Origin of the sequence: Microbacterium plantarum, assembly GCF_035231185.1 — a bacterium.
In the GTDB taxonomy this organism is placed as follows: domain Bacteria; phylum Actinomycetota; class Actinomycetes; order Actinomycetales; family Microbacteriaceae; genus Microbacterium; species Microbacterium plantarum.
Genome location: NZ_CP141117.1, coordinates 3,024,362 through 3,050,988, shown reverse-complemented (window position 1 = coordinate 3,050,988; position 26,627 = coordinate 3,024,362). Strand labels below are relative to the sequence as shown.

Annotated in this window: 22 protein-coding genes and 2 pseudogenes; 18 read left to right on the top strand and 6 right to left on the bottom strand. The window is 65.3% G+C overall.

Annotated features, from left to right (window positions below):
* Nucleotides 1-36 precede the first annotated feature (36 nt).
* The 3 genes from VC184_RS14705 (at nt 37) to VC184_RS14695 (ending at nt 2,112) form a co-directional block, all read left to right on the top strand.
* The gene (locus VC184_RS14705; RefSeq protein ID WP_323986753.1) at nt 37-477 is read left to right on the top strand and encodes a DUF6153 family protein; all 441 of its coding nucleotides are present in this window, start codon (nt 37-39) and stop codon (nt 475-477) included.
* 93 nt (nt 478-570) lie between these two features.
* Nucleotides 571-1,173: a DUF305 domain-containing protein gene (locus VC184_RS14700; protein WP_323987777.1), complete on the top strand. Its 603-nt coding sequence runs from the start codon at nt 571-573 to the stop codon at nt 1,171-1,173.
* Between the two features lie 63 nt (nt 1,174-1,236).
* Nucleotides 1,237-2,112, top strand: coding sequence for a beta propeller repeat protein (locus tag VC184_RS14695; protein ID WP_323986752.1), 876 nt, complete (start codon nt 1,237-1,239; stop codon nt 2,110-2,112).
* A gap of 809 nt (nt 2,113-2,921) precedes the next feature.
* Here the strand turns inward: VC184_RS14695 and VC184_RS14690 are convergent.
* Entirely contained in the window at nt 2,922-3,524 is a 603-nt protein-coding gene (locus VC184_RS14690) for a cadmium resistance transporter (protein WP_016997609.1), read from the bottom strand.
* Nucleotides 3,521-3,880 carry a Cd(II)/Pb(II)-sensing metalloregulatory transcriptional regulator CmtR gene (cmtR, locus tag VC184_RS14685; RefSeq protein WP_006590980.1) on the bottom strand — a complete coding sequence of 120 codons (360 nt, stop codon included), beginning with the start codon at nt 3,878-3,880 and terminating at the stop codon, nt 3,521-3,523. The genes VC184_RS14690 and cmtR overlap by 4 nt, the downstream gene beginning before the upstream one ends.
* 220 nt (nt 3,881-4,100) lie before the next feature.
* Between cmtR and VC184_RS14680 the strand changes: the two genes are divergently transcribed.
* Nucleotides 4,101-4,835, top strand: a complete 735-nt coding sequence (locus tag VC184_RS14680) for a recombinase family protein (RefSeq protein ID WP_323986751.1) — start codon at nt 4,101-4,103, stop codon at nt 4,833-4,835.
* A 122-nt stretch (nt 4,836-4,957) separates the two neighbouring features.
* Here VC184_RS14680 and VC184_RS14675 read toward each other — a convergent pair whose 3' ends face one another.
* A complete protein-coding gene (locus VC184_RS14675; RefSeq protein WP_323986750.1) occupies nt 4,958-5,782 on the bottom strand; it encodes a helix-turn-helix transcriptional regulator in 825 nt (274 codons plus the stop codon).
* Nucleotides 5,783-5,882: 100 nt separating this feature from the next.
* Here VC184_RS14675 and hxlB point away from each other — a divergent pair, with 100 nt between their 5' ends.
* Both hxlB and hxlA read left to right on the top strand, forming a co-directional pair.
* Nucleotides 5,883-6,461 (top strand): 6-phospho-3-hexuloisomerase, encoded by a 579-nt coding sequence (hxlB, locus tag VC184_RS14670; protein WP_323986749.1) that lies wholly within the window; start codon nt 5,883-5,885, stop codon nt 6,459-6,461.
* 28 nt (nt 6,462-6,489) lie between these two features.
* On the top strand, nt 6,490-7,113 hold the full coding sequence (hxlA, locus tag VC184_RS14665; RefSeq protein ID WP_271174940.1) for a 3-hexulose-6-phosphate synthase: 624 nt from the start codon (nt 6,490-6,492) through the stop codon (nt 7,111-7,113).
* 4 nt (nt 7,114-7,117) lie between these two features.
* Here the strand turns inward: hxlA and VC184_RS14660 are convergent.
* Nucleotides 7,118-7,327 (bottom strand): annotated as a pseudogene (locus tag VC184_RS14660) (IS5/IS1182 family transposase); the annotation flags it as partial.
* A 244-nt stretch (nt 7,328-7,571) separates the two neighbouring features.
* Between VC184_RS14660 and VC184_RS14655 the strand changes: the two are divergent.
* Nucleotides 7,572-8,738, top strand: a complete 1,167-nt coding sequence (locus VC184_RS14655) for a glutathione-independent formaldehyde dehydrogenase (protein WP_271174932.1) — start codon at nt 7,572-7,574, stop codon at nt 8,736-8,738.
* A 27-nt stretch (nt 8,739-8,765) separates the two neighbouring features.
* Nucleotides 8,766-9,068, top strand: coding sequence for a putative quinol monooxygenase (locus tag VC184_RS14650; RefSeq protein WP_076697299.1), 303 nt, complete (start codon nt 8,766-8,768; stop codon nt 9,066-9,068).
* Between the two features lie 60 nt (nt 9,069-9,128).
* On the opposite strand, the pseudogene VC184_RS14645 reads toward VC184_RS14650, so the two are convergent.
* Nucleotides 9,129-10,721, bottom strand: a pseudogene (locus VC184_RS14645) (excinuclease ABC subunit A); the annotation flags it as partial.
* A gap of 368 nt (nt 10,722-11,089) precedes the next feature.
* On the opposite strand from VC184_RS14645, the gene VC184_RS14640 reads away from it, so the two are divergent.
* Nucleotides 11,090-12,091 (top strand): glycosyl hydrolase, encoded by a 1,002-nt coding sequence (locus VC184_RS14640; protein ID WP_323986748.1) that lies wholly within the window; start codon nt 11,090-11,092, stop codon nt 12,089-12,091.
* 6 nt (nt 12,092-12,097) lie between these two features.
* Here the strand turns inward: VC184_RS14640 and VC184_RS14635 are convergent, their stop codons facing one another.
* Complete coding sequence (locus tag VC184_RS14635) at nt 12,098-13,468, bottom strand: ROK family transcriptional regulator (RefSeq protein ID WP_323986747.1); 1,371 nt, start codon at nt 13,466-13,468, stop codon at nt 12,098-12,100.
* On the opposite strand from VC184_RS14635, the gene VC184_RS14630 reads away from it, so the two are divergent.
* The 9 genes from VC184_RS14630 (at nt 13,400) to VC184_RS14590 (ending at nt 26,456) form a co-directional block, all read left to right on the top strand.
* Nucleotides 13,400-14,239, top strand: coding sequence for a LacI family DNA-binding transcriptional regulator (locus VC184_RS14630; RefSeq protein WP_323987776.1), 840 nt, complete (start codon nt 13,400-13,402; stop codon nt 14,237-14,239). The genes VC184_RS14635 and VC184_RS14630 overlap by 69 nt on opposite strands.
* Nucleotides 14,240-14,431: 192 nt before the next feature.
* Nucleotides 14,432-17,536 (top strand): cellulase family glycosylhydrolase, encoded by a 3,105-nt coding sequence (locus tag VC184_RS14625; protein WP_323986746.1) that lies wholly within the window; start codon nt 14,432-14,434, stop codon nt 17,534-17,536.
* Nucleotides 17,537-17,592: 56 nt separating this feature from the next.
* A complete protein-coding gene (locus tag VC184_RS14620) occupies nt 17,593-18,888 on the top strand; it encodes an ABC transporter substrate-binding protein (protein WP_323986745.1) in 1,296 nt (431 codons plus the stop codon).
* A gap of 64 nt (nt 18,889-18,952) precedes the next feature.
* On the top strand, nt 18,953-19,894 hold the full coding sequence (locus VC184_RS14615; protein WP_323986744.1) for a carbohydrate ABC transporter permease: 942 nt from the start codon (nt 18,953-18,955) through the stop codon (nt 19,892-19,894).
* On the top strand, nt 19,894-20,790 hold the full coding sequence (locus VC184_RS14610; RefSeq protein WP_323986743.1) for a carbohydrate ABC transporter permease: 897 nt from the start codon (nt 19,894-19,896) through the stop codon (nt 20,788-20,790). Before VC184_RS14615 ends, VC184_RS14610 begins: the two co-directional genes overlap by 1 nt.
* Nucleotides 20,787-23,267, top strand: coding sequence for a glycoside hydrolase family 2 protein (locus VC184_RS14605; RefSeq protein WP_323986742.1), 2,481 nt, complete (start codon nt 20,787-20,789; stop codon nt 23,265-23,267). The genes VC184_RS14610 and VC184_RS14605 overlap by 4 nt, the downstream gene beginning before the upstream one ends.
* 50 nt (nt 23,268-23,317) lie before the next feature.
* Complete coding sequence (locus tag VC184_RS14600; protein WP_323986741.1) at nt 23,318-24,256, top strand: ROK family protein; 939 nt, start codon at nt 23,318-23,320, stop codon at nt 24,254-24,256.
* Nucleotides 24,253-25,098 (top strand): ABC transporter transmembrane domain-containing protein, encoded by an 846-nt coding sequence (locus VC184_RS14595; protein ID WP_323986740.1) that lies wholly within the window; start codon nt 24,253-24,255, stop codon nt 25,096-25,098. Before VC184_RS14600 ends, VC184_RS14595 begins: the two co-directional genes overlap by 4 nt.
* On the top strand, nt 25,095-26,456 hold the full coding sequence (locus VC184_RS14590) for a carboxylesterase family protein (protein ID WP_323986739.1): 1,362 nt from the start codon (nt 25,095-25,097) through the stop codon (nt 26,454-26,456). The genes VC184_RS14595 and VC184_RS14590 overlap by 4 nt, the downstream gene beginning before the upstream one ends.
* Nucleotides 26,457-26,627 lie beyond the last annotated feature (171 nt).

Below are 26,627 nucleotides of genomic sequence, written 5' to 3'. Positions count from 1 at the left end.
GGCGCTGGTCGTAGCCTGGAACGGAGGAGGTGAATCGTGTCGCTGATCAACATCGCTGAGAGCGTCAACCGCTCGCGCACGCTGACGCGAACGCGCACGCTTCTCACCCTCCTGGCCGTGACGAGCGCGGTGATCCTGGGGCTCCTCGCGATGCACTCGCTCAGCTCCGCCCACGGGCACGACCCCGCCACAGTGGCTCACACCGCCTTGATGGATACCGGACACGGCGCAGCTCACGCGGACGGACACGAGGCGGCGGCCGCGACGGAGTGCGCCGACTGTGGCGGGGGTCACGCGGACATGCTCGCGATGGCGTGCATCCTCGCCCTAATGGCCCTCACGGTTCTGCTCTCCCCACGGGTCGGGCACCTCCTGGGACTGCTGCGCGGCAGAGCACCCACCGTCGCCCGGGCATGGGTTCGCGGCCACGTTCCTCCCACACCGTCGTTATCCGTTCTCTGCATCAGTCGCACGTGAGCCGTGGCTGAGCGGCGTACCTCGTACCCGCTCGTCCCGCTCTGTTGCCAGCGAGCTGCTGGCGTCACGTACACCGATATTTGGAGAACCCTGATGAAGATTCGTACCGCGGCGACCGTCGCACTCACCCTCGCCGCCGCTCTCACCCTTGCCGGGTGCGCAGACGGCGGAAACTCCTCTTCAATGCCCGGAATGAACCACGATGGAGACTCATCGCCCTCGGCGGAGGCCGCGAACGCGAACGACGCGGACGTGATGTTCGCGCAGATGATGATCCCGCATCACACCCAGGCCGTGGAGATGTCCGACACCCTCCTAGCCAAGGACGGTGTCGACGAGCGGGTGACCGCACTGGCCGAGAAGATCAAAGCTGCCCAGCAACCCGAAATCGACCAGCTCGAACAGTGGCTGGAAGAGTGGGGCGCCGAACCCGCCAAGGACAGCATGGACGGGATGGACCACGGCAGCGGGATGATGAACGAAGAGGACATGCAGGCCCTCGATGATGCCACCGGGAACGACGCCTCCCGACTCTTCCTCGAGCAGATGACGGCGCACCACGAAGGGGCGATCGAGATGGCGCAGGACGAAGTCAATAACGGCCAGAACCCGGGCGCGACCCAGATGGCGCAAGACATCGTCGACACCCAGACCGCGGAGATCACGGAGATGGAGGACATCCTCGCAACGCTCTGACCCCGAACGTGTGGAGCGCTCCCGCGCTCCACACCCGGGTCAGACCCCTGCCAGGTCCCGACAATGCGCCGCAGCTCCATCCCCAGCGCCCACAAGTCCTCCGCCAACTCCGTCCGCCGCGCCTTGACCTCAGCAGCAGCGATCGCCGCCGCGATGCTGGTCACCGGATGCGGCGCCAATCCCCGCGATGCCACTGCGGCTCCCGAACCGGAACTCACCCATGTGCACGGGGTCGTCACTGACCCCGCGGGCGACGGTTTCCTCGTCGCCACCCACGCGGGAATCATCCCCGCCACCGCTGAGGGTGCGATCGGCGCCCGTATCGGGCCCGGATTCGACGCAATGGGTCTCACCCTTGCGGGAGACACCCTGCTGGCATCCGGTCATCCCGGTGAGGACACTCCGGCCGAGCTCGGAACACCACACCTGGGCATCATCCAAAGCACCACCCGGGCGATGTCCTGGACTCCTGTGACATTCACCAACGAGAAGGACTTCCACGTCCTAGCCGGAACCCCCTGGGGCGTCGTCTACGGAATCGCCACCGACGGCCCCGACCTCCTCATCAGCAAAGACAATGGGCACACCTGGGAACCCGCGGGCGCAACCCTCCCCGCATACAACCTCGTCGTTGACGCCACCAAACGCGTCATCGCCTCCACAGAGAACGGACTGCAGACCAGCACAGACTCGGGAGCAACCTTCACCAACTGGGCCAACACCCCCACCATCGCGCTCCTGAACAACTCGCCCGACCACGAACAGATCGTGGGCGTAGACACGGAAGGGACCGTATGGGTCACCACTGCCGGCGCGACCGGATGGGACAAGGCCGGCAGTACCAGTCTTAGCGTGCAAGCTGTCGCCATCACCAACGACGGTGACGTCGTCACGGTGGATCAGACAGGCGTCACCTCCCTCACAACGGCCCGTCCGTGACCCGTCTCCTGCCATGACAAAGCAACGAAAGACTCAGCGGCGAACATCCGATGAGCTGCACACGCAAGACCAACCTGTCATCGTGGTGTGCCGCGGCGGGGACTGCGGTAGTCGTACCAAGCATCCCGAGATCAACCATATGGAACAGCTGCGCCGGGTCAGAGAGGGAGCATCCGACTCAGCACTTGTCGCCACCAGCAAGTGCCTCGATGCGTGTGAGCACTCCAATGTCATTGTGGTTGTCCCCGGCGATGCAGCACGCCATACCGAGCCCGACCCCGTCTGGTTCGGTGAGATGAACGACCCAGAGCTCACGGAGGACTTGATCGATTGGGTCAATGAAAAGGGCCCGGAGAGCGTGAGCATACCTGTCTCACTAAACCTCGCCAGATTTACTCCGACCCGAGCCAGTCGGCATGAGCTGGGGAGCGGCGCTGTCATGATGCCGTCTTCCGGCAAGCTTCGGCGTCCGCGGTAACGCGGTCCCTCGTTGCGCAGGAAACCGAGCGCTCCTAACGAGTCTTCAGCACCGATCGTGCCTATGCCGCGAAATCTCCCGCCTCACCATCGGCCCCCTGACCCTCGTTACCTCTGTCCGTTCCTGCCGAAAACGATCGTTTCCGGCAGGCCCGTCGACATCGACGGGCAGCTGCGCGACATGTGGCTTCGTTCGCTTGGTGGCGGGGTTTTTGCAGCGCTCCGTGGCGGTCTTGTTGCCGCGATCACGCAGGACTGGCTGCAGGAAGGTGTCGCGGTCTGAACCGAGAGGGGTGCGCCCGGTCGGGGCCGTTTGGATCGCTGCCGCTACGTCAGAGTCCGAAGGCTCCGCCGCTGACGAGGATCACGATGCCGAGGCCGATGAGAACGATGGGGAAGAGGATGTGCTCCCAGCGTTCGAGCACTTCTGCGATCGGGGGGCGGGTGGCGACGAACTTTGCCAGGGCCACCAGGACCGCGACGAGCGCGAGGAAGACGATGCAGTAGGCGACTACTGCGAGAGGTTCCACGCTGAGGAAGACAGGGGTGTAGACGCCGATGTTGTCGCCGCCGTTGGCAAGGGTGACGCCTGCGACTGTCCACACGCCGACCTTCTTGCCGGCAACCTTGGCCTCGTCGTCATCGTCGTCATCGTCTCCGCGCCAGGCCTGCCATGCGGCCCAGAGGCCGAGGCCCAGAGGGATGAGACCGAAGTACGGGATGGCTGCCGAGGGCAGGAATGCTCCGGCACCGATGGTCACCAGGACCGCGGCACCGAGGATGCCGGCGAATCCGAGGTACTGGCCGGCCAGAATGCGGGCGGTAGTGCCGCGCTGGCCTGCCCCTCGCGCGAAGAAGAGGGAGAGCACGATGATGTCGTCGATGTTGGTCGCTGCGAACAGGCCCATCGCCTGCAAGACCGAGGTGAGGATCATGCGCCCTCCCCAGCTGCGTCGCATCCGGGAAGCGAGCAGGCGGGATCGATGCACGGGGCGTCTTCGTCCACTGCCAGGGTGGCATCGACCAGTGCCGTCAGCGCCTGCGCCAGGTGCGAATCGGCGATCTCATATCGTGTCCGACGACCCTCGGGCTCGGAGACGACGATCCCGCAATCGCGCAGGCATGCCAGGTGGTTGGACACGTTCGGGCGTGTCAGGTCCAGATCTCGGGCCAGTTCCGCCGGGTAAGCGGGATGGTCGAGCAGGGTCAAGATGATCCGAGATCGAGTGGGGTCGGCCAGTGCACGACCCAGGCGGTTCATCACGTCGAGACGCGAAGCAATAGTCAGCATGAACTGAACTATACAGCGCGCACTGAACACTCGTTCACAGGCGTCAGCCCAGATCGCATGCCCGTAAGGGGATCGCTTTGTGGGACGGCATCGAGCGTGCGCGCTTGCTGACGACTCAGGCAGAATCACGTGCCCCACCGACGATGTCGACCGTCCCATATAGCGTGTTCGTAAGGAATCCCGCTGACGGTTCCCTATATGGGACGACGAGGAGGGTCAGATGATCGTTGGCTACGCGCGGGTGTCCACTATCGCCCAGGACGTCGAGACGCAGCGCCTCGCCCTGCTCGAGCTGGGTGTCGCCCCCGACCGGATCTACACCGACGAGGGGTTCACGGGTAAGAACCTCGAGCGTTCGGGGCTGCGTGAAGCGATGGCCGCGGTGCGAGAAGGGGATACTCTCGTCGTCCCACGGCTGGACCGGTTCGCGCGGAATGCGGAAGAGACGCTCCGGCGTGTTCGTGAGCTCACCGAACGCGGCGTGATCTTTCAGATGGGGCGCACCACGTACGACCCTCGCGACCCGTGGTCGAAGCTGTTTCTCACTTTCCTCGCTGGCATGGCTGAGGCGGAGGGTGGATGGATCAGTCTCCGGACCCAGGAGGCGATGGCGCGCCCCGCGGTCCGGGCGAAGTTGAAAGGCCGGCAGCCGAGCTTGTCGCCCGAGAAGGATGCGGCGATCGCCAGGCACCTCGCGGACAACGAGATGACTCCGGCTGAGATCGCCACGCTATTCAACACGTCGCGCAGCAGCGTCTACCGCGCGGCCGGCAGGCATCAGAAGCGGATGGAGGCGCGTCGTTCACCGAGGCAGACATCCGCGAGAACAGCGCAGCGCGTGACTATGTGGTCGAGAACCTCGGCTATACCGAAGCGCCCGTCGTGGTCGTCTCCAGTCCGTCCATGGTGCTCAGGATACGAGCGCGACGACACTAGTGGGCTGGCACCCGCATAGGAGCGGTAGAGAACCGGGGACGGTTCAATCGTCTATCGCGCCGCAGTGATCCTCAACGCCGTCATCGCCTGGACCCGGCTATTGTCAGACATGCCCTAGGTCACGGGTGACGCTGGTGAAAATCATCTCGACGTTGCAATAAGCTGCGCCCGATTGCGCGCGCCGACCTTCCGGAGAAGGTTCGACACATGGAACTTCACCGTGTTGACGGAGATGAGGAGCTCCTCCGCGATTTCGGCATTGCGCGCTCCCGATGCGAGAAGCCGTAACACATCTCGTTCGCGCATGGAGAGTTGTGAGAATTCCGGAAGTGGCTCGGGTTCCGCCGGCGGATCGAGGGGGAGGCGGATGTCGACTGAGGACCCCCAGCCGGGTGTTGAGGAGACCGCAATCGCGCCGTCGAGGGCTGTGACGCGTTCGACGATTGGGCGGATCGAGTCGTCGTGTGCGGAAAGTTCGCCGGCCCCGTCATCTCGGATGCCGATCAGGAGATTTAGGCCGTCGCAGTCCCACTGGATGCGCACCCGCCGAGCCTCGCTGCGATCCGCGAGTGCGAGCACCGAGCTGCGGACGATGGCGCGCGCCGCGTGCGCGACCTCTCCGGGGAGTGCCCGACCGGTCGCGGGCGGCTCAACGAACTGCACGTCGAGATCGCCGAACCGGACGAGGGGGAGCAGGTCGCTCTGCAGTCGGGCGAACGCTCCGACGACGGGTTCGAGGATGCTGCTGCGTTCCTGATCGGTGACAGCGCGCAGCCCGATCAAGGCGCTCGTTGCCGCCTCGATCGCCATGTTGCGTGCTGCGCGGTCATCGAGGCGAGGCGATCGCAGAAGTGCGAGCAGAGATTCGAGCGTGATCGCGTGCCGGTCAGCATGCTCGGCGACGATTCGGGCGTGGTCGGCGACATGCTGACGGGACGCGGGCGACGCCAGTTCGGTGAGGTCCACGGTGACAACCTACCCACTCAGGTAGGCCCATGCCTACGGGTAGGTTGGCCTGGTCCTTTGCGGAGGAGCCAACGCGGCCGACGGCCGTGATGATGGGGCGATGGACGTCCTCGAAATCGGTGTGGGCAACTCGCTCAGCCGCATCGCCCGCGAACTCGAACTCGCCACCGACAGACTGATCGCTCGCGACCGGGCGGAATTGGCGGAGCTCGCGGATATCGTCGGCGCTGCTCCGCGAGTCTTCGTGCTGGGTGCAGGCCGATCGGGGCTCGCGCTGCGAATGACCGCGATGCGACTCATGCATCTTGGCCTGACCGTCCACGTCGTCGGGGAGGTCACCGCTCCTGCGATCGAACCAGGTGACTTGCTCCTCGCTGCCAGCGGTTCCGGAACAACGGACGGCATCGTGCGCGCGGCACAGACAGCCGTCGATGCTGGCGCCCGGGTGGCGGCGATTACAACAGTCCCAGACTCTCCGCTCGCAACGCTGGCAGCCGTCACGGTAGTCGTGCCGGCTGCGGGCAAGCTTGATCGCTCTGAAACGGCATCTGAGCAGTATGCCGGCAGTCTCTTCGAGCAATTGGTCGTTGTCCTCGGCGACGCGCTTTTCCACACACTCTGGTGCCGCTCCGGCTTGACCGCTGATGAGCTCTGGCCTCGCCACGCAAATCTCGAATGACGCAAACCACTGCACGAAAGGAATCCAAATGAAACTGCAGTTTGCCATGGACACCCTCTCTACCGAGGCCGCGCTCGAACTCGCTGCTGCCGCCGCGCCGCACGTCGACATCCTCGAGCTCGGTACCCCGCTTATCAAGAGTGCTGGCCTTTCGGCGATCACCGCGATCAAGAAGGCCCACCCCGACAAGGTCGTCTTCGCCGACCTCAAGACGATGGATGCCGGCGAGCTCGAGGCTGATATTGCCTTCGCTGCGGGTGCCGATCTCGTGACGGTTCTCGGTAGCGCCGGTGACAGCACGATTGCCGGTGCCGTGAAGGCGGCGAAGAAGCACGGTAAGGGCGTTGTCGTCGATCTCATCGGCGTGAGCGACAAGGCGAAGCGTGCGAAGGAGGTCGTTGCACTTGGAGCGGAGTTCGTCGAGATGCACGCGGGCCTCGACGAGCAGGCCGAAGAGGGCTTCACCTTTGCCACCCTGCTCGAGGACGGCAAAGCTTCGGGCGTGCCGTTCTCAGTCGCAGGCGGCATCAATAGCTCGACGATCGCTTCGGTGCAGGAATCTGGGGCGCAGGTGGCTGTGGCGGGAGGCGCGATCTACGGCGCTCCCGATGTCGGTGCTGCCGCCGCGGAACTCCGAGCAGCCATCGTCTGACGACCTAGGGCGTGTCTGACAATAGCCGGGTCCAGGCGATGACGGCGTTGAGGATCACTGCGGTGCGATGGACGATCGCATGCTTGTCGAAGTGGGTGGCGAGTCCACGCCATTGCTTGGAGTGGCAGTAGTGGCGCTCGATGACGTTGCGGCCCTTGTAGTCGGCGGCATCGAACCCGACGGGTCGTCCGCCGCGTGACCGGCGGCGCTTGCGAGCGCAAGCGGCGCGCTACTCACCGCTGATTCGCACAGCCGCGTTGGTTGGCACAGGGCCCGCGCTGACGACCACAGTCGTGACGCTTACCCCTCTGCGGTACCGGCTCCTCATCAAACACATCAACTCAAGGCGAGCCCCTTGACATGTCGTTCGGTGGGGGCGTTTGCTGTCTCGCGCAGGGCCCAGCGTTGTCGAGGCCCTACCAAAGAAACACCGAGCAACACATCGGATCGGAGTGGACATGAAGGCAGTGGTGTACGAGGGACCCCGTCAGGTCAGCACGAAGGACGTCCCGGACGCGAAGATCGAGCGCCCTACCGATGTGCTGGTCAGGGTGACGACGACGAACATCTGCGGCTCGGACCTCCACATGTACGAGGGGCGGACCTCCTTCGAGGTGGGCCGGACGTTCGGTCACGAGAACATGGGGGAGGTCATCGAGGTCGGTAGTGGTGTGGAGAAGGTCAGGGTCGGAGACCGGGTTGTGCTCCCTTTCAACATCTCGTGCGGATTCTGTAAGAACTGCGAACGCGGCCTGACCAACTACTGCCTCACCACCCAGCCCGACCCATCATTCGCCGGTGCGGCCTACGGGTTCGCCGACATGGGTCCCTACGGCGGTGGCCAAGCGGAACTGCTCCGTGTGCCTTTCGGTGACCACAACGCACTGCGCTTGGGCGAGGATGCGGAGGAGAAGGAGAACGACTACGTCATGCTCTCCGACATCTTCCCCACCGGCTACCACGCTACCGAGATGGCCGGGGTGGTCCCGGGCGACAGCGTTGTCATCGCCGGTGCAGGTCCGGTCGGGCTTATGGCCGCCCTGTCCGCGATGATCAAGGGCGCCGCGAAGGTGATGGTGGTCGATCGCCACCCTGACCGGCTCGCGTTGGCCGAGCAGATCGGCGCGATCGCCATCGATGACTCCAAGGTCGATCCCGTGCAGGCTGTGCTCGACGAGACGATGGGGCTGGGAGCTGACCGGGGCTGCGAATGCGTGGGTTACCAGGCCCACGATCCCCAGGGCAACGAGGACACCGCCGCCACGATGAACATGCTCATCAACGCGGTGCGTTTCACCGGAGGAATCGGCACCGTCGGCGTGTTCGTCCCCCAGGACCCCGGAGCCAAGGACGAATTGGCCAAGCAGGGAAAGGCGGCCATCGACTTCGGAATGCATTGGTTCAAGGGTCAGACCTTGGGGAGCGGTCAGGCCCCGGTCAAGCGGTACAACCGCCAGCTGCGGGACTTGATCGCCGCCGGCAAGGCGACCCCTTCCTGGATCGTCTCCCACGAGATCTCGCTGGACCAAGCCGCCGACGCGTACAAGAACTTCGACGCTCGGTCAAAGGGTTGGACCAAGGTTCTCATCAAGCCCGGGATGTCGACCGAGAAGAAGGCGAACTGATATGGCCGCCCAGGAAGAGGTGACGTCATGAGCGTGACGAAGGGACTGCTTGTCAGGCTGGAGGCCCTGCCTGGCAAGGAAGACGAGGTCCAGGAATTTCTCGGCATCGGGCGAGGACTCGTCGAGGAGGAACCGGCCACCGTCGCGTGGTTCGCGATCCGCCTCGGACCGTCCTCCTTCGGGATCTTCGACGTGTTCCCCGATGATGCCGGCCGCGACGCGCACCTGTCTGGCGCGGTTGCGACCGCTCTCGGCGAGCAGACGGGCAAACTGTTCAGCGAGCCGACGATCGAGAAGTTGGACGTCCTGGCCTCGAAGCTCCCCGCCTGAGACCACGACCTCGTCGAGCGTGCCGCTGTCCGGTTCTCATATCGCACAGCGGCACGCTCGTCACGATGGGGTCACGTTGGTCGCTGCCTGCAGTGCGGCAGCGAGGTAGCCCGCGGAAGCACCGACGCCCTTATCCGCGACGTGAGCGGGCGTACCAGCTGCAACCACGGTCCCGCCGGCGTCGCCCGCGCCGGGTCCAAGATCGATCACGTGATCGGCCACCGCGATAACGCGCATGTCCAGCTCCGCGGCGACGACCGTGTTGCCTGCATCGACCAGCGTCTGCAGATGCGCGACCAGACGATCCGTGTCGGCGCAGTGGAGCCCGGAGGTCGGCTCGTCCAAGACGTATAGCGTGTCTCCGCGCTGCGCGCGTTGCAACTCGGTTGCGAGCTTGACACGCCGCGCTTCACCCCCGGAAAGCTCGGTCGCCGGTTGACCCAGCCGGACGTAATCGAGTCCGACATCCGACAAGGCTGCCAGCGATCGAGTGATCTCCTCATCGCCCACGAAGAACAGGTTCGCCTCCTCGACGCTCATCGACAACACGTCAGCGATCGTGCGCCCCCGCCACGTGACCTCGAGCGTTGATGCCTTGTATCGGGTGCCGTGGCAGTCGGGGCATTCGGTGTACACGGAAGGCAGGAAGAGGAGCTCGACCATCACCGATCCCTCGCCCTCGCAGGTCGGGCAGCGCCCGCCGGCGACATTGAAGGAGAATCGGCCAGGCTTGTACCCGCGGGAACGAGCTTCCGGGGTGTCTGCAAATCGACGACGTACGTGATCGAACAGCCCGGTGTAGGTGGCGACGTTCGACCGCGGGGTCCGGCCGATGGGCCGCTGGTCGATGGTGACGAGCCGCTGTACACCGGTGACGGGCCCGGCGACGCGCCCATCGAGACGCTCCGGCGCATCCGCGAGGAGGGACTCGTCGCTGACCGGCTCGTCATCGGCCCGGACGGCCCGGCCAAGGCGGTCGCCAAGCAGCGCTGGAAGCGCCTGGCTGACCAAGCTCGACTTGCCGGACCCGGACACGCCCGTGACGGCGGTGAAGACACCCAATGGGATATCGACCGTGAGGTCGTGCAGGTTGTTCCGCGTCACGTTCTCGAGGCGCAGCCAACTGCGTGCCTCACGGGGTGTGCGAAGAGGGAGACCGCGGCCGCCGAAGAGGTATCCGCGTGTCACGGACTCCTTGATGTCGGCGAGCCCGTCGGGCGTGCCGCTGTAGAGCACGCGGCCACCGTGTTCACCGGCGCCGGGGCCGATGTCGACCAGCCAGTCCGCATGCCGCATCACAGCCACGGAGTGTTCGACGATGAACAGGCTGTTCCCTCGCCCCTTGAGTCCATCCAGGATCTCGAGGAGCGCCGCCACGTCCTGCGGATGCAGCCCCGCCGATGGTTCGTCGAGGACGTAGACGACCCCGAAAAGATCAGAGCTGAGTTGCGTCGCGAGCCGGAGTCTCTGTAGCTCGCCGCCCGACAGCGTTGGCGTCGTCCGGCTCAACGACAAGTAGCCCAGTCCCAGATCGACCAGTGGACGAAGCCGCTGCAGCACCCCTGAAGCGAGCTGGACCGCAGCAGCACGCTTCTCTGGCGCTCGGCTTGCGGTGGGTCGCACATCGGGCGCGGGGGCAAGCGGAGCCTTGCCAGCAGCGACCTGCCCTTCCTCCCCGGCACGCGGAGCTTGGCCGGTGAGCGAGCGCGCACGCCGCGGCTGGAGGATCGCCAGCATTGCGGCCGGCGGGGCCGTCGTAGGCGCAGTGGCTGCGGCTGCAACGCACTGAGCTTGGTCGCCGCCGTCCACGTTGTGGTTGCGGCTCCAGCGCAGCGGCAACCCTGTTAGTGCTATTGATGATAGCGGGTGAGCAGAGGCCCGGTGCACTCGACGCCAAGGACGGTGCCGCCAACAACGGAGCGTCCGGGCGGCCATCAACCCATAAATAACTGATCTAAGTCTGGACGGAGGTCGCTCTTTTCGTCATGCTGAAGTTCTCAATGACGAGGAGGGTCCAGCCCATGAAACGAACACGACTGCTCAGTGTCCTCGCGCTCGCGGTGGCCGCTGCCTGCATCACGTCGGTCGTTCAGCCGTCCACTTCGGCGGAGGCGTTTCAGCCTTCGACGCGGGCGAGCGTGATCCAGTACTTACAGTCCATCTCAGGAACAAGCATTGTCTCGGGTCAGCACAACAAAGAACCCGCGTCGCAGCCGGGACAGTACACGCAGCAGGTTAAGGACATCACGGGTCAATACCCGGGGCTATGGGGCGGCGACCTGTTCTTCGCCGCCACCGATGCCGCGAATCGTCAACGGATGGTCGATCAGGCTAAAACTGAATGGCGCAATGGCTCGCTCGTCACCATCGCATGGCACGCCTGCCCACCGACCGGTCCGAGCACCTGCGCTTTCGAGGGTGGCGTCAAAAGCAATATCTCCGACGCGCAGTTTCAGCAGATCATCACCGGCGGCACAGCATTGAATACCACCTGGCGTCAGCGGATGGCCGAGGTCGTCCCCTACCTGCGAGAGCTGCGCGACGCGGGGGTACCGGTGCTGTTCCGGCCGTTCCACGAGATGAACGAGACCTGGAACTGGTGGGGAGGACGCCCCGGAGTGAACGGCAGCGCCAAGATCTACCAGCAGATGAAGGACTACTTCGACGCTCAAGGGCTGACCAACCTGGTGTGGGTATGGAACGTCCAGGACAATCCGAACGCCAACTGGTCGAGCTACTACCCCGGCTCGTCCTACGTCGACGTCGCCTCACTCGATGTCTGGTACAAAAGTTTCCCGAGCTCGAGCGATTACTCGCAGATGCAGAGCATCGCGGGTGGCAAACCCATTGCGATCGCTGAGATGGGCAAGGCTCCTACTGCGAGCCTCCTCACGTCTCAGACGCGGTGGTCGTACTTCATGATCTGGTCAGAGCAGTTGCGCCAGAACAACACAAATGCCGAGATTCAGGCGGCGTACTTCCACCCACGTGTGCTGAACCAGGGTGAGGTGGGCCTGCCGTGACCGTCGTCACGGCCCGGCGAATCGCAGCGCCGGGCCGTGACCGGGCGCAAGCTGTCCTTGGAGCGTGAGCGCAGCGGCGCCAATCGCCGCCGAGTCGGTCGGGTTGATCGACAGTTCCACCGAGGTGGGATGGGCCTTCCTGGAGAACGCCCGGCTCAGAGCCTTCCGCACTTGCCGCACGAAGATCGAGCCGGCCGTTGCGACTCCGGGACCCGATAGCACGATTTCGTCAAGGTCGAACAAGTTGGTCAGTGTCAGGGTCGCTCCTGCCACCGAGCGTGCGCTCTGTGCCAGCAGGGCCTCCGCCTGCGGATGGCCCTCTATCGCGGCGCGCGAGAGTATCTCCCAGTTCTGCGCGACTGTGGCGCGTCTGTCGAGGTCGAGCGATTCGCGTGTCGCGTGCTCGCTCAGGGCCCGCGCCACGACAGCCCGCGGTGCCGCGACGGCCTCGAGGCACCCAACATTCCCGCAGAAGCACTCGGGCCCAGCGGGGTCGATGGTGATGTGCCCGAGTTCGGCGGCGTTGGAGCTGGATCCACGGAAGAGTGCTCCGTCGACGACGACTCCGGCGCCGATGCCCGAGCCGATGTATACGCAAGCGAACGCGTGGTAACGCGAAACTCCGCGACTCCAGAACTCGCCGAGGGCGGCAGCGCTGGCATCGTTATCGACCAGCACCGGCATCCGCAGGGATGCCTCGAGATCCGACCTGAGCGCAACGTCGCGCCAGTGCGGCAGGGTCGGAGCTTCGATGATCGTTCCCGGGTCGGTGCGCATGGGCCCCGGCAGGACGACCGCGACGCCTTCCACGCTCGCCGCGGGAATGTCGGCGGCCGCCATAAACGCGCGCAGTGATTGGGAGAGACGCTCGATGACGCTCGAAGGCTGATCAGTGCCGGCGCCGGGAAGGCGCTCTCGCGCGACCACGCCGCCGTTGGTGTCAGTGGCGACCAGGGTCATCGACTCGAAACCCAGTTGCACGCCGACGCCGTGGCGCGCTCGCCTGTTGATGTCGAGCAGACGTCGCGGCTTGCCCCCGGTCGAGGGGACGGTTCCGGCCTCGATGATGACTTCATCATCGAGGAGCTTGCGAACGATGAGCGATATTGCTGGCTGCGTCAGGCCTGTTGCCGTCGTGAGCTCCGTGCGACTGATCGGTCCGGCTGACCGGATGAGGTCTACGACGAGCGCACGGCTACCAGGAGACTCCGGCGTCGCCTGTGGACGTGCCATCGTGTCGCCTCCTGCAGTGCTAGATAGATTACGAGGGCCGAATGAACCCGCGAGAGGATCGTACCCGTGGCCCAGATGCAACCCCCCATCGGTCTTGCGTTGGTTCGCGATACCGAGATCCTCGGCGCCGAGCCGTACTTTCATGACCTCATAGTCGGCATCGAAGAAGCCACCATGCCCGAAGGCCATTCGGTGCTGCTGAGGGTGCTCGCTTCGCGTGCGGACGAGGAGCGGCTATACCGTTCCTGGGTGAACGCGGGGGCAGTAGCCGGCGTGCTCCTCGTCGACATCGAGGAAGACGACCCGCGCCCGGCGCTCACTATCGAACTCGGGCTCCCGACGGTAGTGGTCGGGCCGCCGGTCCCGGAGAGTCTCATGACAGTGTGGACCGACGACGACGCCGCTATGCGTATCGCCGCGCAGTACCTCATCGCGCAGGGCCACCGCGAAATCCTCCACGTCGGCGGACCGACGCACATCCGACACTCCCTGTCGCGCCGCAACTCCTTCTCTCAGTCATGCGACGACGGCAATGTCGTCGCGCGGCTGGCGACGGGCGACTATTCGCGCGCATCGGGGGAGGCGGCGACCGCAGCAGCACTGGCGGAGCATCCCGACATCACCGCAGCGGTGTACGACAGTGACTTGATGGCTCTCGGTGGTCTTGATGCGGCGGGGGCGGCACAGCGGGAAGTGCCCGGGTCTCTGGCGATCATCGCGTGGGACGACTCGATCCAGGCGCAACTGTCGACACCTCCTCTAAGTGCTATCGCTCGCGACACCCGTGCCGTTGGGCGCCTCATCGGCGAGGCCATGCTCGACGTGATCGACGGTGCAAGGGCGGACGTGCGACACGCCGCCGATGCTGCGCTGCGCGTTCGACGTAGCTCTGACCGTGACGAACCTGTTACATAAGTTATTTATTTAACCTCTTGACCTGCTCCACTGCTTGGCGGATGCTGGGTTCATCGCCGCAGGGCGTGCCCGTATCCGCCGGTCAAAGGAGCCTGGTCGTTGTCTCATTCCCGAACCCCCGTTCGCGGCCTCCTCGCCGCGACGCTCAGCGCCTCTGTGATCGCCGGGTCCTTACTTACAGCTCCTGTAGCGATGGCAGCTCCCGGGGCGTCCGCCTTCGCACTCACATCGAAGAACACCACGTTCGTCGAGCGCGAAGGTGCTCGCCTGATCCTCGACGGTGAGACCTTTCGTGCCAGCGGTACCAACATCTACTGGCTTGGGCTCGACGAGAACGTCGGGGGAGTCGATTTTCCCACGTACTTCCGCATCAAGGACGTTCTCGACACCGCGAGCCGCATGGGTGTGAATGTTGTGCGGTCGCACATGATGACCTCGACCGGTCAGAACGACGCGAACCCGCTCGCGATCATGCCTCGCTTGGGGGAGTACAACGAAGAGGCGTTCAAGACGATTGACTTCGCCGTCGCGTACGCCGGCAGCCTCGGCATCCGCCTCATCCTTCCGCTGACCGACGAGTGGGAGTACTACCACGGCGGTCACCGCGACTTCACCACACCGCTGGGCTTACAGTCATCCGATTTTTACAGCTCGCCGGAAGCAATCGAGGCGTACCAGGAGTACGTCGACGTCATCCTTTCGCGCACGAACGCGCTCACCGGGGTGAGATACGTCGACGATCCCACCGTGCTCGCATGGGAGCTCGGCAACGAGCTCGAGGGTATGACTCTTGAATGGATCAACGCTCAAGTTGACTTCATCGCAGAGCGCGCGCCGCAGCAGCTGATCGCTGCAGGACGCCGGTTCGACATTGATCCTGACACGCTAGCCGCACCCGACCTCGATATCGTCGACGTCCATTACTACCCACCGACGGCGCAGAAGGTGTCGGCAGACGCTGCCACAGTCGCCGCCGCGGGGAAGGTCTACATCGCGGGCGAATACGCCTCCACCGCGGCTTCCAGCGAACTACTCGAATCCGCCGCCGCGGACGCGAATGTATCGGGGATGTTCTTCTGGTCATTGTTCGGAAACAACGACCGCGGTGGTCTCGTGCCCCACGACGACGGTTTCACCCTGCACTACCCCGGAGAGACCGACCGGATGCGACAGTCGGTCGAGGCGATCAGCGGTTACAGCAGCGACCTCGGTCTGGCTGCGGCCACGGGCGCGCCCGACGCGCCGCTCATCGTCTCGATCGAACAAACCAACGCCATCAACCGTGTCGCCTGGCGCGGATCCGCAGGAGCGCAGGACTACGTCGTACAGCGCAGCATCGACGGCGGCGCGTGGGACGACCTGACCGTTGCCCCGGTGGGGGCCCAGGACTCTCCCGTTACCGACTACGAATCGCCCGCGGGAGCCGCATACCGAGTGGTGGCGCGTGCCCTCGACGGAACCACCACCGCTTCGCAGCCCGTCCGGTCCGCGGGTGGGACGGTGACTGTAGACCCTCTTTCGGACTGGCGGGTCGCGGCGGCTCACAGCGGGGCCGAGCTCGTCGCCCCAGAGGGCGCACGAGCCGTGGACGCTACCGCAACGGCCACCTGGCGCGCCGCAGGCATCCGGGAGGCTGCCTTCCGTCTGACCGACGCCGACGGCGCGGAGGTAAGCGTCAGCGTCGACGGATCGACCTGGACGACCGTATCGACGACGCTCCGCGACGTCGACGCGGCCACCGAAGTCCTGGCATCTGACCTCAACGGCGAATATGTGCGGGTGTCGTGGGCGCAGGACGCCGTGCTCGAGCGCGCTACCGTGTCGAGCACCGCGCCGCGCGTGGCTCTCTTCGATCCCCTCGACGACTTCAGCCGCACGTCCGCCCACAGCGGCAGCCTGTCGTTCGACACAGGCAATCCCGCCCTGTTCTCGGGCGACGCCTCCCGCCTCAAACGCGACGCTGCCGACGGCGGGGCATCCGTAACGTGGTCATACGAGGGCATTTCGGGCGCTGACCTTGTGAGCTACTACTGGCCCGACCAACCCGTGATTCCACTGACCTTGTCGGGATCAGCAGACGGTGAGCAGTGGCGCACCTTGGAGCCCGCGGTCGACGGCGGCGACGGCAATTGGAAGCGCTACGTCTATCGCCTGCGGGATCTGGAGGACGTGAACCATCTGCGCGTGTCGTGGGATGGCGCCCAGGGTGAAGTGTGGACGCCGCAGCTGTCACAGATCTCACTCTTCTCGCCAAACGCCCCCGAGCTGGGAGCGCCCGGTGCGGTGGTCGCCGAAGCCCCGGCCGACGGCCAGAGGGATGTCCGCGCCACCCCCACCTTCCGCTGGTTGCCCGCCGCAGACGCCGCGTACTACCGCTTCACGCTGGCGACCAATGCCGCGCTAACCGACGTGGTCGCAACGGAGACCGGGCTGACCTCCTCGTCCTACCGCCCGGCGATCGATCTGCGACCCCAGACGACGTACTACTGGCGCGTCGAGGCGGTTAACGGCCTCGGCACGTCTACGTCCCCGACGTGGAGCTTCACTACGACTGCCCGTCCGATCACCGACCTCGTGATCGACGACTTCGAGTCGTATGCCGATGACGCCGCTCTGGCTGCTGCCTACGTGCGCAACACCGGTGGTGGCGAGATCACCCCGGTCCTGCGTGCCGACGAAAACACCGCGAATCACTCGGGCGTGTTTTCCTACGACCTCGGCGCCCCGGGCTACGCCGGCGTGGTGCACGCCCTGCCCGAGGCCGCCAGCTGGTTCGGCTATGAAGGAATCGGCCTCACCCTCGATGCCCCCGTTGGTGCAACGGTCACCGTGCAATTCGTCGCGTCGGGTGGATATTGGGAAACGCAGGTACCCGTCGAGACGACCGGCGCCCAGCGTCTCGAACTCGCCTTCGACACGTTCACGCCCCCCGCATGGGCCGGCGAATCCCGCCTGGACCTGTCATCGGTCACGGAAATCTCGCTCTACCTCGCTGGTACCACGCAAGGCTCACTACTCGTGGATGATGTCACCGCCTTCGCACCCGCCATCGTTCCCGATCCCGAGCCCACCCCGGGACCGGAGCACACGCCCGGACCCACCCCGGTCCCCGGCGAGAACCCCGCCCCGGGTGATTCACCCAACTCTGCCACCGAACCGGCGCCCGGGCCCGACGCTTCGGGATCACTAGCCACGACAGGAGCGGCCGCTCCGATCGGCCTCGCTGTCCTGGGCGCGCTGCTATTGCTTGCCGGTGTCGGCAGCGTCGCTTCGCGTCGCGGTCGCTCCCGTTCCTGAACCACACACCCGGTGCGGCGGCGAAGCAGCCGCCGCACCAACCCGAAGGAGAACCCATGAAAAGGCATGTCATCACCCTCGCGGGCCTCGCCACCGTGGCTGCTCTCGCACTGTCCAGCTGCTCCGGCGGCGGACCCGCCAGCACCGATGAGAACCCGTCAGGCGAAATTACAGTGCTGACCAACCGCACCGACATCGTCGACACCGTCTTTGCCGACTACGTCACCGAGTTCCAAAAGACCTACCCCGACGTCCAGGTGAAGTTCGAAGCCCTCACCGACTACGAGGGCGACGTTCGCATCCGCCTGAACTCGCGCGACTACGGCGATGTACTACTCATCCCCACCTCGAACGTCACGCGCGATCAGTACCCCGAGTTCTTCGAGCCCCTCGGAGACGAAGACGAACTGAGCGAGACGTACCGCTTCATTAGCGACGCGACCTACGACGGCACCGTTTACGGGCTGTCGACATTCGGCTCGGCGATGGGATATGTCTTCAATCGTGACGTGTGGACCGCCGCCGGTATCACCACGCCCCCCGCAACCGAGGCGGAGTATCTCGACGCCCTGCAGGCGATCAAAGACACCGGCGTCATCCCGTACTACACCAACTACTCGGACGGGTGGCCGCTCTCTTCGCTCGCCGGGAACATCGGGGGCGTGACCGGACCGAGCGCACTCAATGACATGCAGACCGACAACGCGCCATGGAGCGAAGGCGTAGACATCTATGAGATTGACAGCCTGCTGTACGACACGGTTGCAGCCGGGCTGAGTGAGCCAGACCCGACAACGACCAACTGGGAGGAGTCCAAGACGCTCCTCGCCAACGGCGAGATCGGCTCGATGGTCCTCGGTTCGTGGGCCGTAAGTCAGATGCAGGATGCGGCAGAAGCCGTGGGTAAGTCGCGCGACACCATCGGGTTCTGGCCCATGCCATGGCAGACCGACGGTCAGTTCACATCCGTGACCGCTACGGACAAACTGCTCGCCGTGAGCAAGTACTCGGACAACAAGCCGGCCGCCAAAGCCTGGTTGAACTGGTTCGAGAACGAATCTGGCTTCGCTGAGAGCCAGGGTGCCATCAGCCCCATCAAGGCTGACGATGCTCCTGTCACCCTGTCTGACTTCACCGACCTGGGGGTGCAGTACATCGAGCTCGATCCTCGTCCCGAGGGAGAGGAGAGCCGCATCACCGACATCGCCAACTCGGCAGAAATCACCCTCTTCGGTGAGCAGTACCGGCAGCAGATCATCGACACGGCGCGAGGTGCGCGTGCCGGCGATAAGGAGTCGTTCTTCGCCGACCTCAACTCGCGCTGGGGCCAGGCGGTCTCCGACACCCAGTAACACTCCGATGTGGGGCGGGCAGCGAGCCCGCCCCACATCACCTCTCCGGAAAGGAGTGCGTGCGATGGCCATCGCCGAAGGCACCCCCCTCGAAACCGTTCCTGCCCGCCGACGCCTACGTCGAGCGGGCCCCCGTCGGTCCGCCGCCCGGGGCTGGCGCATCACACCTTGGCTTTTTCTCTTCGTGCCGCTGGGGTTCCTGATCCTGTTCACCTACGTACCTGTAGTGAACTCATTTTGGTACAGCGTCACCGACTGGGACGGTCTCAGCCCGCAGCAAGCGTTCGTCGGCTTGGACAATTACGTAACGATCTTCACCCGCCCGGAGTACTTCCAGGTATTCGCGGTCAGTCTGTACTATCTCGTAGGGGCGATGGCGCAGTTGGGTCTGGCATTACTATTCGCCGTCCTGCTCAGCTTCCGCACCCGGTTCAAGAACTTCTTCAAGGGCGTCATTTTTTTCCCTTACCTCATCAATGGCGTCGCCATCGGGTTGATGTTCCTATTTTTCTTCCGTCCGGGCGGAACCTTGGATGCTGTATTGGCAACCTTTGGCGTCGTCGACCCGCCGCAATGGCTCGGCGACCCTTCCATCGTGAATGTTTCCCTGGCGGCAACGTCCGTGTGGCGCTACATGGGGTTGAACTTCGTGCTATTCCTCGGGGCAATCCAATCGGTCCCGGCTGAACAGTACGAGGCCGCGGATCTCGACGGCGCGAACTCCTGGCAGAAGTTCCGCTTCATCATCCTCCCCAGCATCCGTCGCATCTTGGGGCTCTCTTTGATCCTCGCCGTCTCGGGTGCTCTGTCCGCGTTCGAGATGCCGTACATCATGACCGGCGGGGCTAACGGTTCCGAGACGTTTGTCATACAGACGGTCGACACCGCATTCCGTTTCGCGCAGGTCGGGTTGGCATCGGCAATGGCCGTTGTGCTGCTGGCAATCGTGCTCGTCATCACTGCGGTACAGAGACGGTTCTTCCCTGATGAGAAAGCGAGCGTGTGATGACCAGCACTCTCAGCCGAACGACTGTGCCATCCCAGCCCTCACCAAGTCGCCGCTCCCGCCGGCATGCTGACCTCGGGTGGATCGCCGCAGTCCTGAAGTATGCCGCACTGGTCGTCGCATGCTTGTTCGCTCTCTTGCCGATCGTGACGATCTTCGCTCTGGCGTTTAAGACATCGGCGGAGTATCGCACTACCGGGCCGCTTGACCCTCCGTCGAACTGGCTGAACTTTGAGAACTTCGTCGTCGCTTTCTCGCAGGGCGGCATGCTGACCGGCTTCCTCAATACCGGGATCATCCTGGTCATATCCATTACGGGCACGATCCTCATAGGCACGATGACGGCTTATGCTGTCGACCGCTTCCGCTTCCGTGGACGCGGCCTCGTCACGGGTGTCTTCTTGCTGGCGACACTGGTACCCTCCATCACCACGCAGGTAGCGACCTTCCAGGTGATTAGCGCGCTGGACCTGTTCAACACCCGCTGGGCGGCAATCGTTCTATTCACGGGCACTGACATCATTGCGATTTACATCTTCTTGCAGTTCATGCAGAACATTCCGGTTGCCCTCGATGAAGCAGCAATGATCGATGGCGCGAACCGCTTCACTGTGTATTGGCGCATCATCCTGCCCTTGCTCAAGCCGGCCATCGCGACGGTTGTGATCATCAAGGGAATCGCGGTCTACAACGAGTTCTACATCCCCTTCCTCTACATGCCGTCGCGAGATCTCGGAGTGATCTCGACGTCGCTGTTCCGCTTCATGGGGCCGTTCGGGTCACAGTGGGAAGTCATCGCCGCCGGCACCATCCTCGTCATCATTCCCACCCTCGTCGCCTTCCTCTTCCTGCAGCGATTCATCTACAACGGACTCACCTCTGGAGCCACCAAATGACCGATGTCACCACCGCACGACCTGTCGCCGCCCGTATCACCGCTCTTCCCGAGGTGTGGGATCTTCGAGCCCTTGACGGGCCCGTTCCCGCCAACATCGCGGGCCGCACGGTTCCGGCGAGCGTGCCCGGCCTCGTGCACGTCGCTCTACTGGACGCGGGGCTCATTCCCGACCCCTTCCTCGACCGCAACGAGACACAGGTCACCTGGATTGGTCAGAGCGCATGGGAGTACGCGACGCGGTTCGTATGGAAGTTTGACGGTCAGGACCGCCACGAACTCGTCTTCGAGGGACTCGACACGTTCGCTGAGATCGTTCTCAACGGTCACATCCTCGGGCGCACGCGCAACCAGCACCGCACATACCGCTTCGGCGTGGACGAGGCGCTGCGCGAGGGAGAGAACGAGCTCGTAGTGAGCTTCGCATCGCCTGTCGCGGAGGCTGATAAGGCCAGCCTCGAGATTGGATACCGCCCTCACACCTACTTCCACCCGTTCAACGCGGTGCGAAAGGCCGCTTGCAACTTCGGATGGGACTGGGGCCTCGACGCCGCCTCGTCCGGCATCTGGAAGCAGGCGCGCCTCGAAGCGTGGTCGGGAGCCCGCCTGGCGACCGCCCGCCCCGTCGTCACGGTCGAGGGCACGACGGGTGTCGTCGCCGTGCACGTCGAGATCGAGCGCGCCAACGACGCCGACTATCGTGTCGACGTCGCGCTCGCGGACGGGAGGGTCGTGCACCTCGATCTCGTCGACGGTGAAACCTCCGGCGTCGTCGAGCTGCGGGTCGACGACGTGAAGCTGTGGTGGCCGCGCGGCTTCGGCGAGCAGCCACTGTACGACCTCACTGTCTCGCTGGAACACGACGGTGAACGTCTCGCTGAGCGGGCACACCGTGTTGGCTTCCGCACCATCGACGTGCAGCTCGAGCGCGACGACGAAGGAACCTCATTCCGGTTCGTCGTCAACGGCGAACCGGTCTGGATCCGCGGGGCCAACTGGATCCCGGACGATGCGTTCGTCACCCGCGTCACTCGGGGGCGCCTGGCCCACCGGCTCGACCAGGCGGAGTTCGCGAACATGAATCTGCTCCGCATCTGGGGCGGCGGATACTACGAATCGGACGACTTTTACGATCTGTGCGACGAGCGCGGGATCCTGGTCTGGCAGGACTTCCTTTTCGCGTGCGCGAGCTACGCCGAAGAGGAGCCACTATGGTCCGAAGTCGAGGCCGAGGCCCGCGATAATATCGCGCGCATCATGCCGCACCCGAGTCTCGCGTTGTGGAACGGCAACAACGAGAACGTTTGGGGCTACGAGGAATGGGGTTGGGCCAAGCGTTTGCAGGGCCGGACCTGGGGTCTGGGCTACTACCTTGATCTGCTTCCGCGATTGGTGGCCGAGCTCGACCCGGCCCGAGCGTACACCCCGGCGAGCCCGTGGTCGGGCGACCCCGAAATCTTCGCAAACGATGTCGACCACGGCTCCGTGCACCTCTGGGAGCTGTGGAACCGCGTCGACTATCCGGCCTACCGCGACATCCACGCGCGGTTCGTGGCCGAGTTCGGGTGGCAGGGGCCAGCGACCTGGTCGACCATCACCCATGCCATTTCCGACTCGCCCCTCACGCCCGAATCGCCCGGCATGTTCCATCACCAGAAGGCTACCGACGGCAACGACAAGCTGACAGACGGGCTCGTCGCCCACCTTCCGCTACCGGATGACACGGAGGACTGGCACTGGGCGATGTCGCTGAACCAGGCGCTGGCCGTGACCGTCGCGATCGAGCACATGCGCTCGGAGTCACCACGCTGCATGGGGTCGGTCGTGTGGCAGCTCAACGACTGCTGGCCGGTCACCTCGTGGGCCGCCGTCGACGGATACGGCCGCGCGAAGCCGTTGCTGTACGCCCTGCGGCACGTCTACGCCGATCGGCTGCTGACGATCCAGCCACGTGACGGCGGCCTGGCAGCCATCGCGGTCAACGACGCATCATCGGCATGGTCCGCCCCTGCGGTAGCCCGCCGCGTCGCGTTCGATGGGACGGTCCTCGCCGAGGCGGAGATCGTCCTCGACATCGAGGCGCGAGGGACGTTCACCTTCTCGCTCCCCGCCGAGGTGGCCGAACCGGGCGATGCCGCGAACGAGCTCGTCGTTGTCGAATCAGACGGCGCCCGCGGGCTGTGGTTCTTCGCCGAGCATCGCGACTCCGCCCTTGGACGCGCCGAGCTCACCACCAGCGCCCGGCGCACGGAATCCGGGTACGAGGTGACGGTTAAAGCCGCGAACCTCGTGCGCGACATTGCGCTGTTGGTCGACAAGGTCGACCCGGAGGCGGTTGTCGACGACATGCTCGTGACGCTGCTTCCCGGGGAATCCGTCACCTTTCACGTGAAGAGCGGGAGCGACGCCGCCCCCGAGCAGTTCTGCGACTCCGCCGTCTTGCGTTCGTCGAATCAGCTCGTCGCCGACTGGAACTGACCTGAAGTGGGGAGGGCGCCGCCCTCCCCACTTCCGTCGAGGGAACACCCATGCACGACACCTTCGTCCTCGCCGTCGACATCGGCGGCACCAAGCTCGAAACGGCCGTCGTCGACGGTGCGGGCTCGATCGTCGCGGGCACGCGCTCGCGGCGCTCAACGGGTCGGACCCGAGAGCGCGCCGAGACCGTCGCCGCGCTGCGCGACAGCGTCGCCGCGAGCCTCGCTGCATCCCCCGCGCCGGTTACGGCCGCGGGCATTGGTTCGGCGGGTCCGGTAGACCTCGCCGCGGGCTCGATCAGCCCGCACAACCTCCCGCTGCTCTGGGGGTTGCCGGTGCGGGACATCGTCGCGGAGGCCGCGGCCGTGCCCACCGTTCTACGTCTAGACGGCACTTGCATCGCCGTGGCGGAGAGCTGGCTCGGGGCGACGCGGGGGAGCGAAGTGTCGCTGAGCATGGTCGTGTCCACGGGGGTCGGAGGGGGGATCATCGCCGACGGGCGCCCCCTCGCGGGGGCCTCGGGCAACGCCGGCCACATCGGTCAAATTCACGTGCACGTCGACGAGCCGACCGAGGCCGTCGAGGACAGCACCCTCGAGGCCGTGGCCTCTGGTCCCGCCGCGGTGCGGTGGGCTCGCCGCCTCGGCTGGGACGGCGTCAGCGGAGAGGAGCTCGCACGCGGCGTCCTCGACGGCGATCCCATTGCCGACCAGGCGACGCGGCGTTCGGCGCGGCTGGTGGGTCAAGCGATCGCTAGTGTCACCACTCTGCTCGACCTGGATGCCGTGGCCATCGGAGGCGGATTCTCCCGCGTCCGCGCGGACTACATCGACATCGTGCGCGAGGCGGCCCGCGATGCGGCGCTGTTCCCCTACGCCCGACGCGTGCGCATCAACTCGTCGGGGCTCGGCGATGAGGGGCCGCTGCTGGGGGCGGCGAGCCTGGCCCTGCGGATCGACGAGGCGGCCTTTGTGACCGTGCCGTCGTGACGAGCGTCCGCGCCCTCCACCCATATCTGCGCCCCCACCGGCGTCGCGTCACCCTCGCGGTCGCGGCCTTCGTGGTGAAGGACAGTCCACTATGGGTACTGCCCATCGTTACAGCAGAGGTCATCGACCTGTTCATCGCGCGCTCTGAACCGACAGCGCTCGTGCCGTGGGCGGTGCTCGGTGCCGCCGTGATCGCCGTGAACGTTGCCGCAAACGCGGTCTACGTGCGCGCCTACTTCTCAGCCGTGCGCGGGCTCGGCGCCGACCTGCGCCGCAGCCTCACCCAGCGCCTCCAGACGCTCTCGCTCAGCTATCACTCGCGGTCCGCAAGCGCGCTCACGCAGACCAAGCTAATCCGGGACGTCGAGAACGTGGAGCTGATGCTCCGGCAGAGCTTCGGCCCGATCCTTACCGCGGCATCCGTGCTGATCGGAGCGAGCGCGACGATGGCGGTCCGCGCGCCGGTCTTCCTCGTCTTCTTCGCAGTGACGGTGCCGATCGCAGTCCTGCTCATCCGGTGGCTGCGCGGACGGACATTCGCAGCAAATGAGAACTTCCGCCGAGAGGTAGAACATCTGTCCACGCGCATCAGCGAGATGGGCTCGCTGATGCCGGTCACGCGGGCCCACGGGCTCGAGGCCGTCGCGGTAGAGCGGGTCACCACGAGCGCCGAGCACGTGCGCGCGGCGGGTTTCGACCTCGACCGGATCAACGGTCGGTTCGGCGCAATGTCGTGGGCGAGCTTTCAAGCGCTGAGCCTCGCGTGCTTGTTCGGGGCGGTATTGGCCGCACTCGACGGCTACTATCGCACGATGCTGCGGCGTGGCGAGGAGACGCGATGACAGAAGCGTTTTCTTCGTCATCCCATGTACGTGTCGAACGCGGTATCCGTTATGCGCGTGCCGCTCGATTCGGACGCCCCGCGCTCGAACCTCTTAGCCAGGACCGTCTGGTGGCCCTTGCGCCCCAGCCGAACACCGACGGTGACGAGGACTGCCTGCACCTCACCGTATGGTCGCCGCGGTCTGCACAGGGTGCGCCCGTGCTCGTTTGGATCCACGGCGGCGCGCACGTCAGTGGCGGGGCGGCGGACCCCGTCACCGACGGTGCGCGTCTAGCCGAGACCCAGGGCCTCGTCGTCGTCGCGGTGCAGTACCGCCTGGGAGCATTCGGTTACCTACTGATGGAAGACGACGGCGCAGGTGATGGCGCGAATGCGGCGTTGCACGATCAGCTCACCGCGCTGCGCTGGGTGAGCGCGCACATCGCAGACTTCGGTGGCGATCCTGACTCGGTGACGGTCATGGGGCAGTCGTCGGGCGGCGTCGACGTGCTCACCCTTCTCGCCATCGCGGCCGACTCCTCCCTCTTCCACCGCGTGATCGCGCACAGCTGCACCGCCGAACGCGCTCACTCCCTCAGCCAGAATGAGGAGATCCGCGAGCAGCTCGCGTGCGCTGCCGGGGTGTCGTCAACGGCCGGTTTACGTGCACTTTCCACGAAGGCGCTTCTGCGGGCGCAGACGCGCCTGATCGAACAACGCTCGGCCTCCGCCGCGATCGACTCCCTGCCCTTCCGTCCCGTCATCGACGGTCGGCTCCTGCACCGACGCCCGTTGGAGGAATTCGCAACGGGAACGGGCTCGGCGATTCCCCTCCTCACCGGTACCAACCGGTATGAAGCGCTGCCGTGGCTGGGCGACTCACCAGACGACGCGCGTGCGCTCGATCTCCTCCTCGGCGCAGTTGCCCCGAAGGCCCATCCAGACGAGCTGGCGGCCGCGTACGAGAACGATCGGCGGAGCGTGCCGACGGCCCGTGACCTGCGCGAGGCTGTGCTGTCGGAGGTGATGTACCGCTCGCCGGTAGCTCGTGTAGTTGCGGCTCGCGTAGACGCTCCGACGTTCGCCTACGTCTTCGATCCCGACGGCCTCGACGGTGTCGACCCAGGGCATTCCGGGGAACTCCCGCTGGTGTTCGGCACGGCGGACGGGCCCGCGCCCGCCACGGCGTTGTCGCGACGAATGATGGATGCCTGGGGCTCGTTCGCGCGCGACGGTTGTCCCTCGAGCGAACCGGAGTGGCGGGATTCGCGGCACGGCGTCTTCCACTGGGGGCCCGACCCGCGTATGGATGCGGCGAACGATCCGGCAATGCGAGCCGTGCTCGACGCAGCGGACGCGGAGTGTGACCGATTGTGATGCGCGCCACGCGCCGCCGAGACCCAGGCGCGGGGTGAACGCACCTCAGCACACTGAATGCTCGGTCGAGTACGGGCTCGAACGCATCCTCCACGAACTGCTGACGCTCTACAGGTGGCAGCAGTTCGGCAGTACCAGTAGGCAAGCTCGGCCGCACCTCCTGTGCGGGCC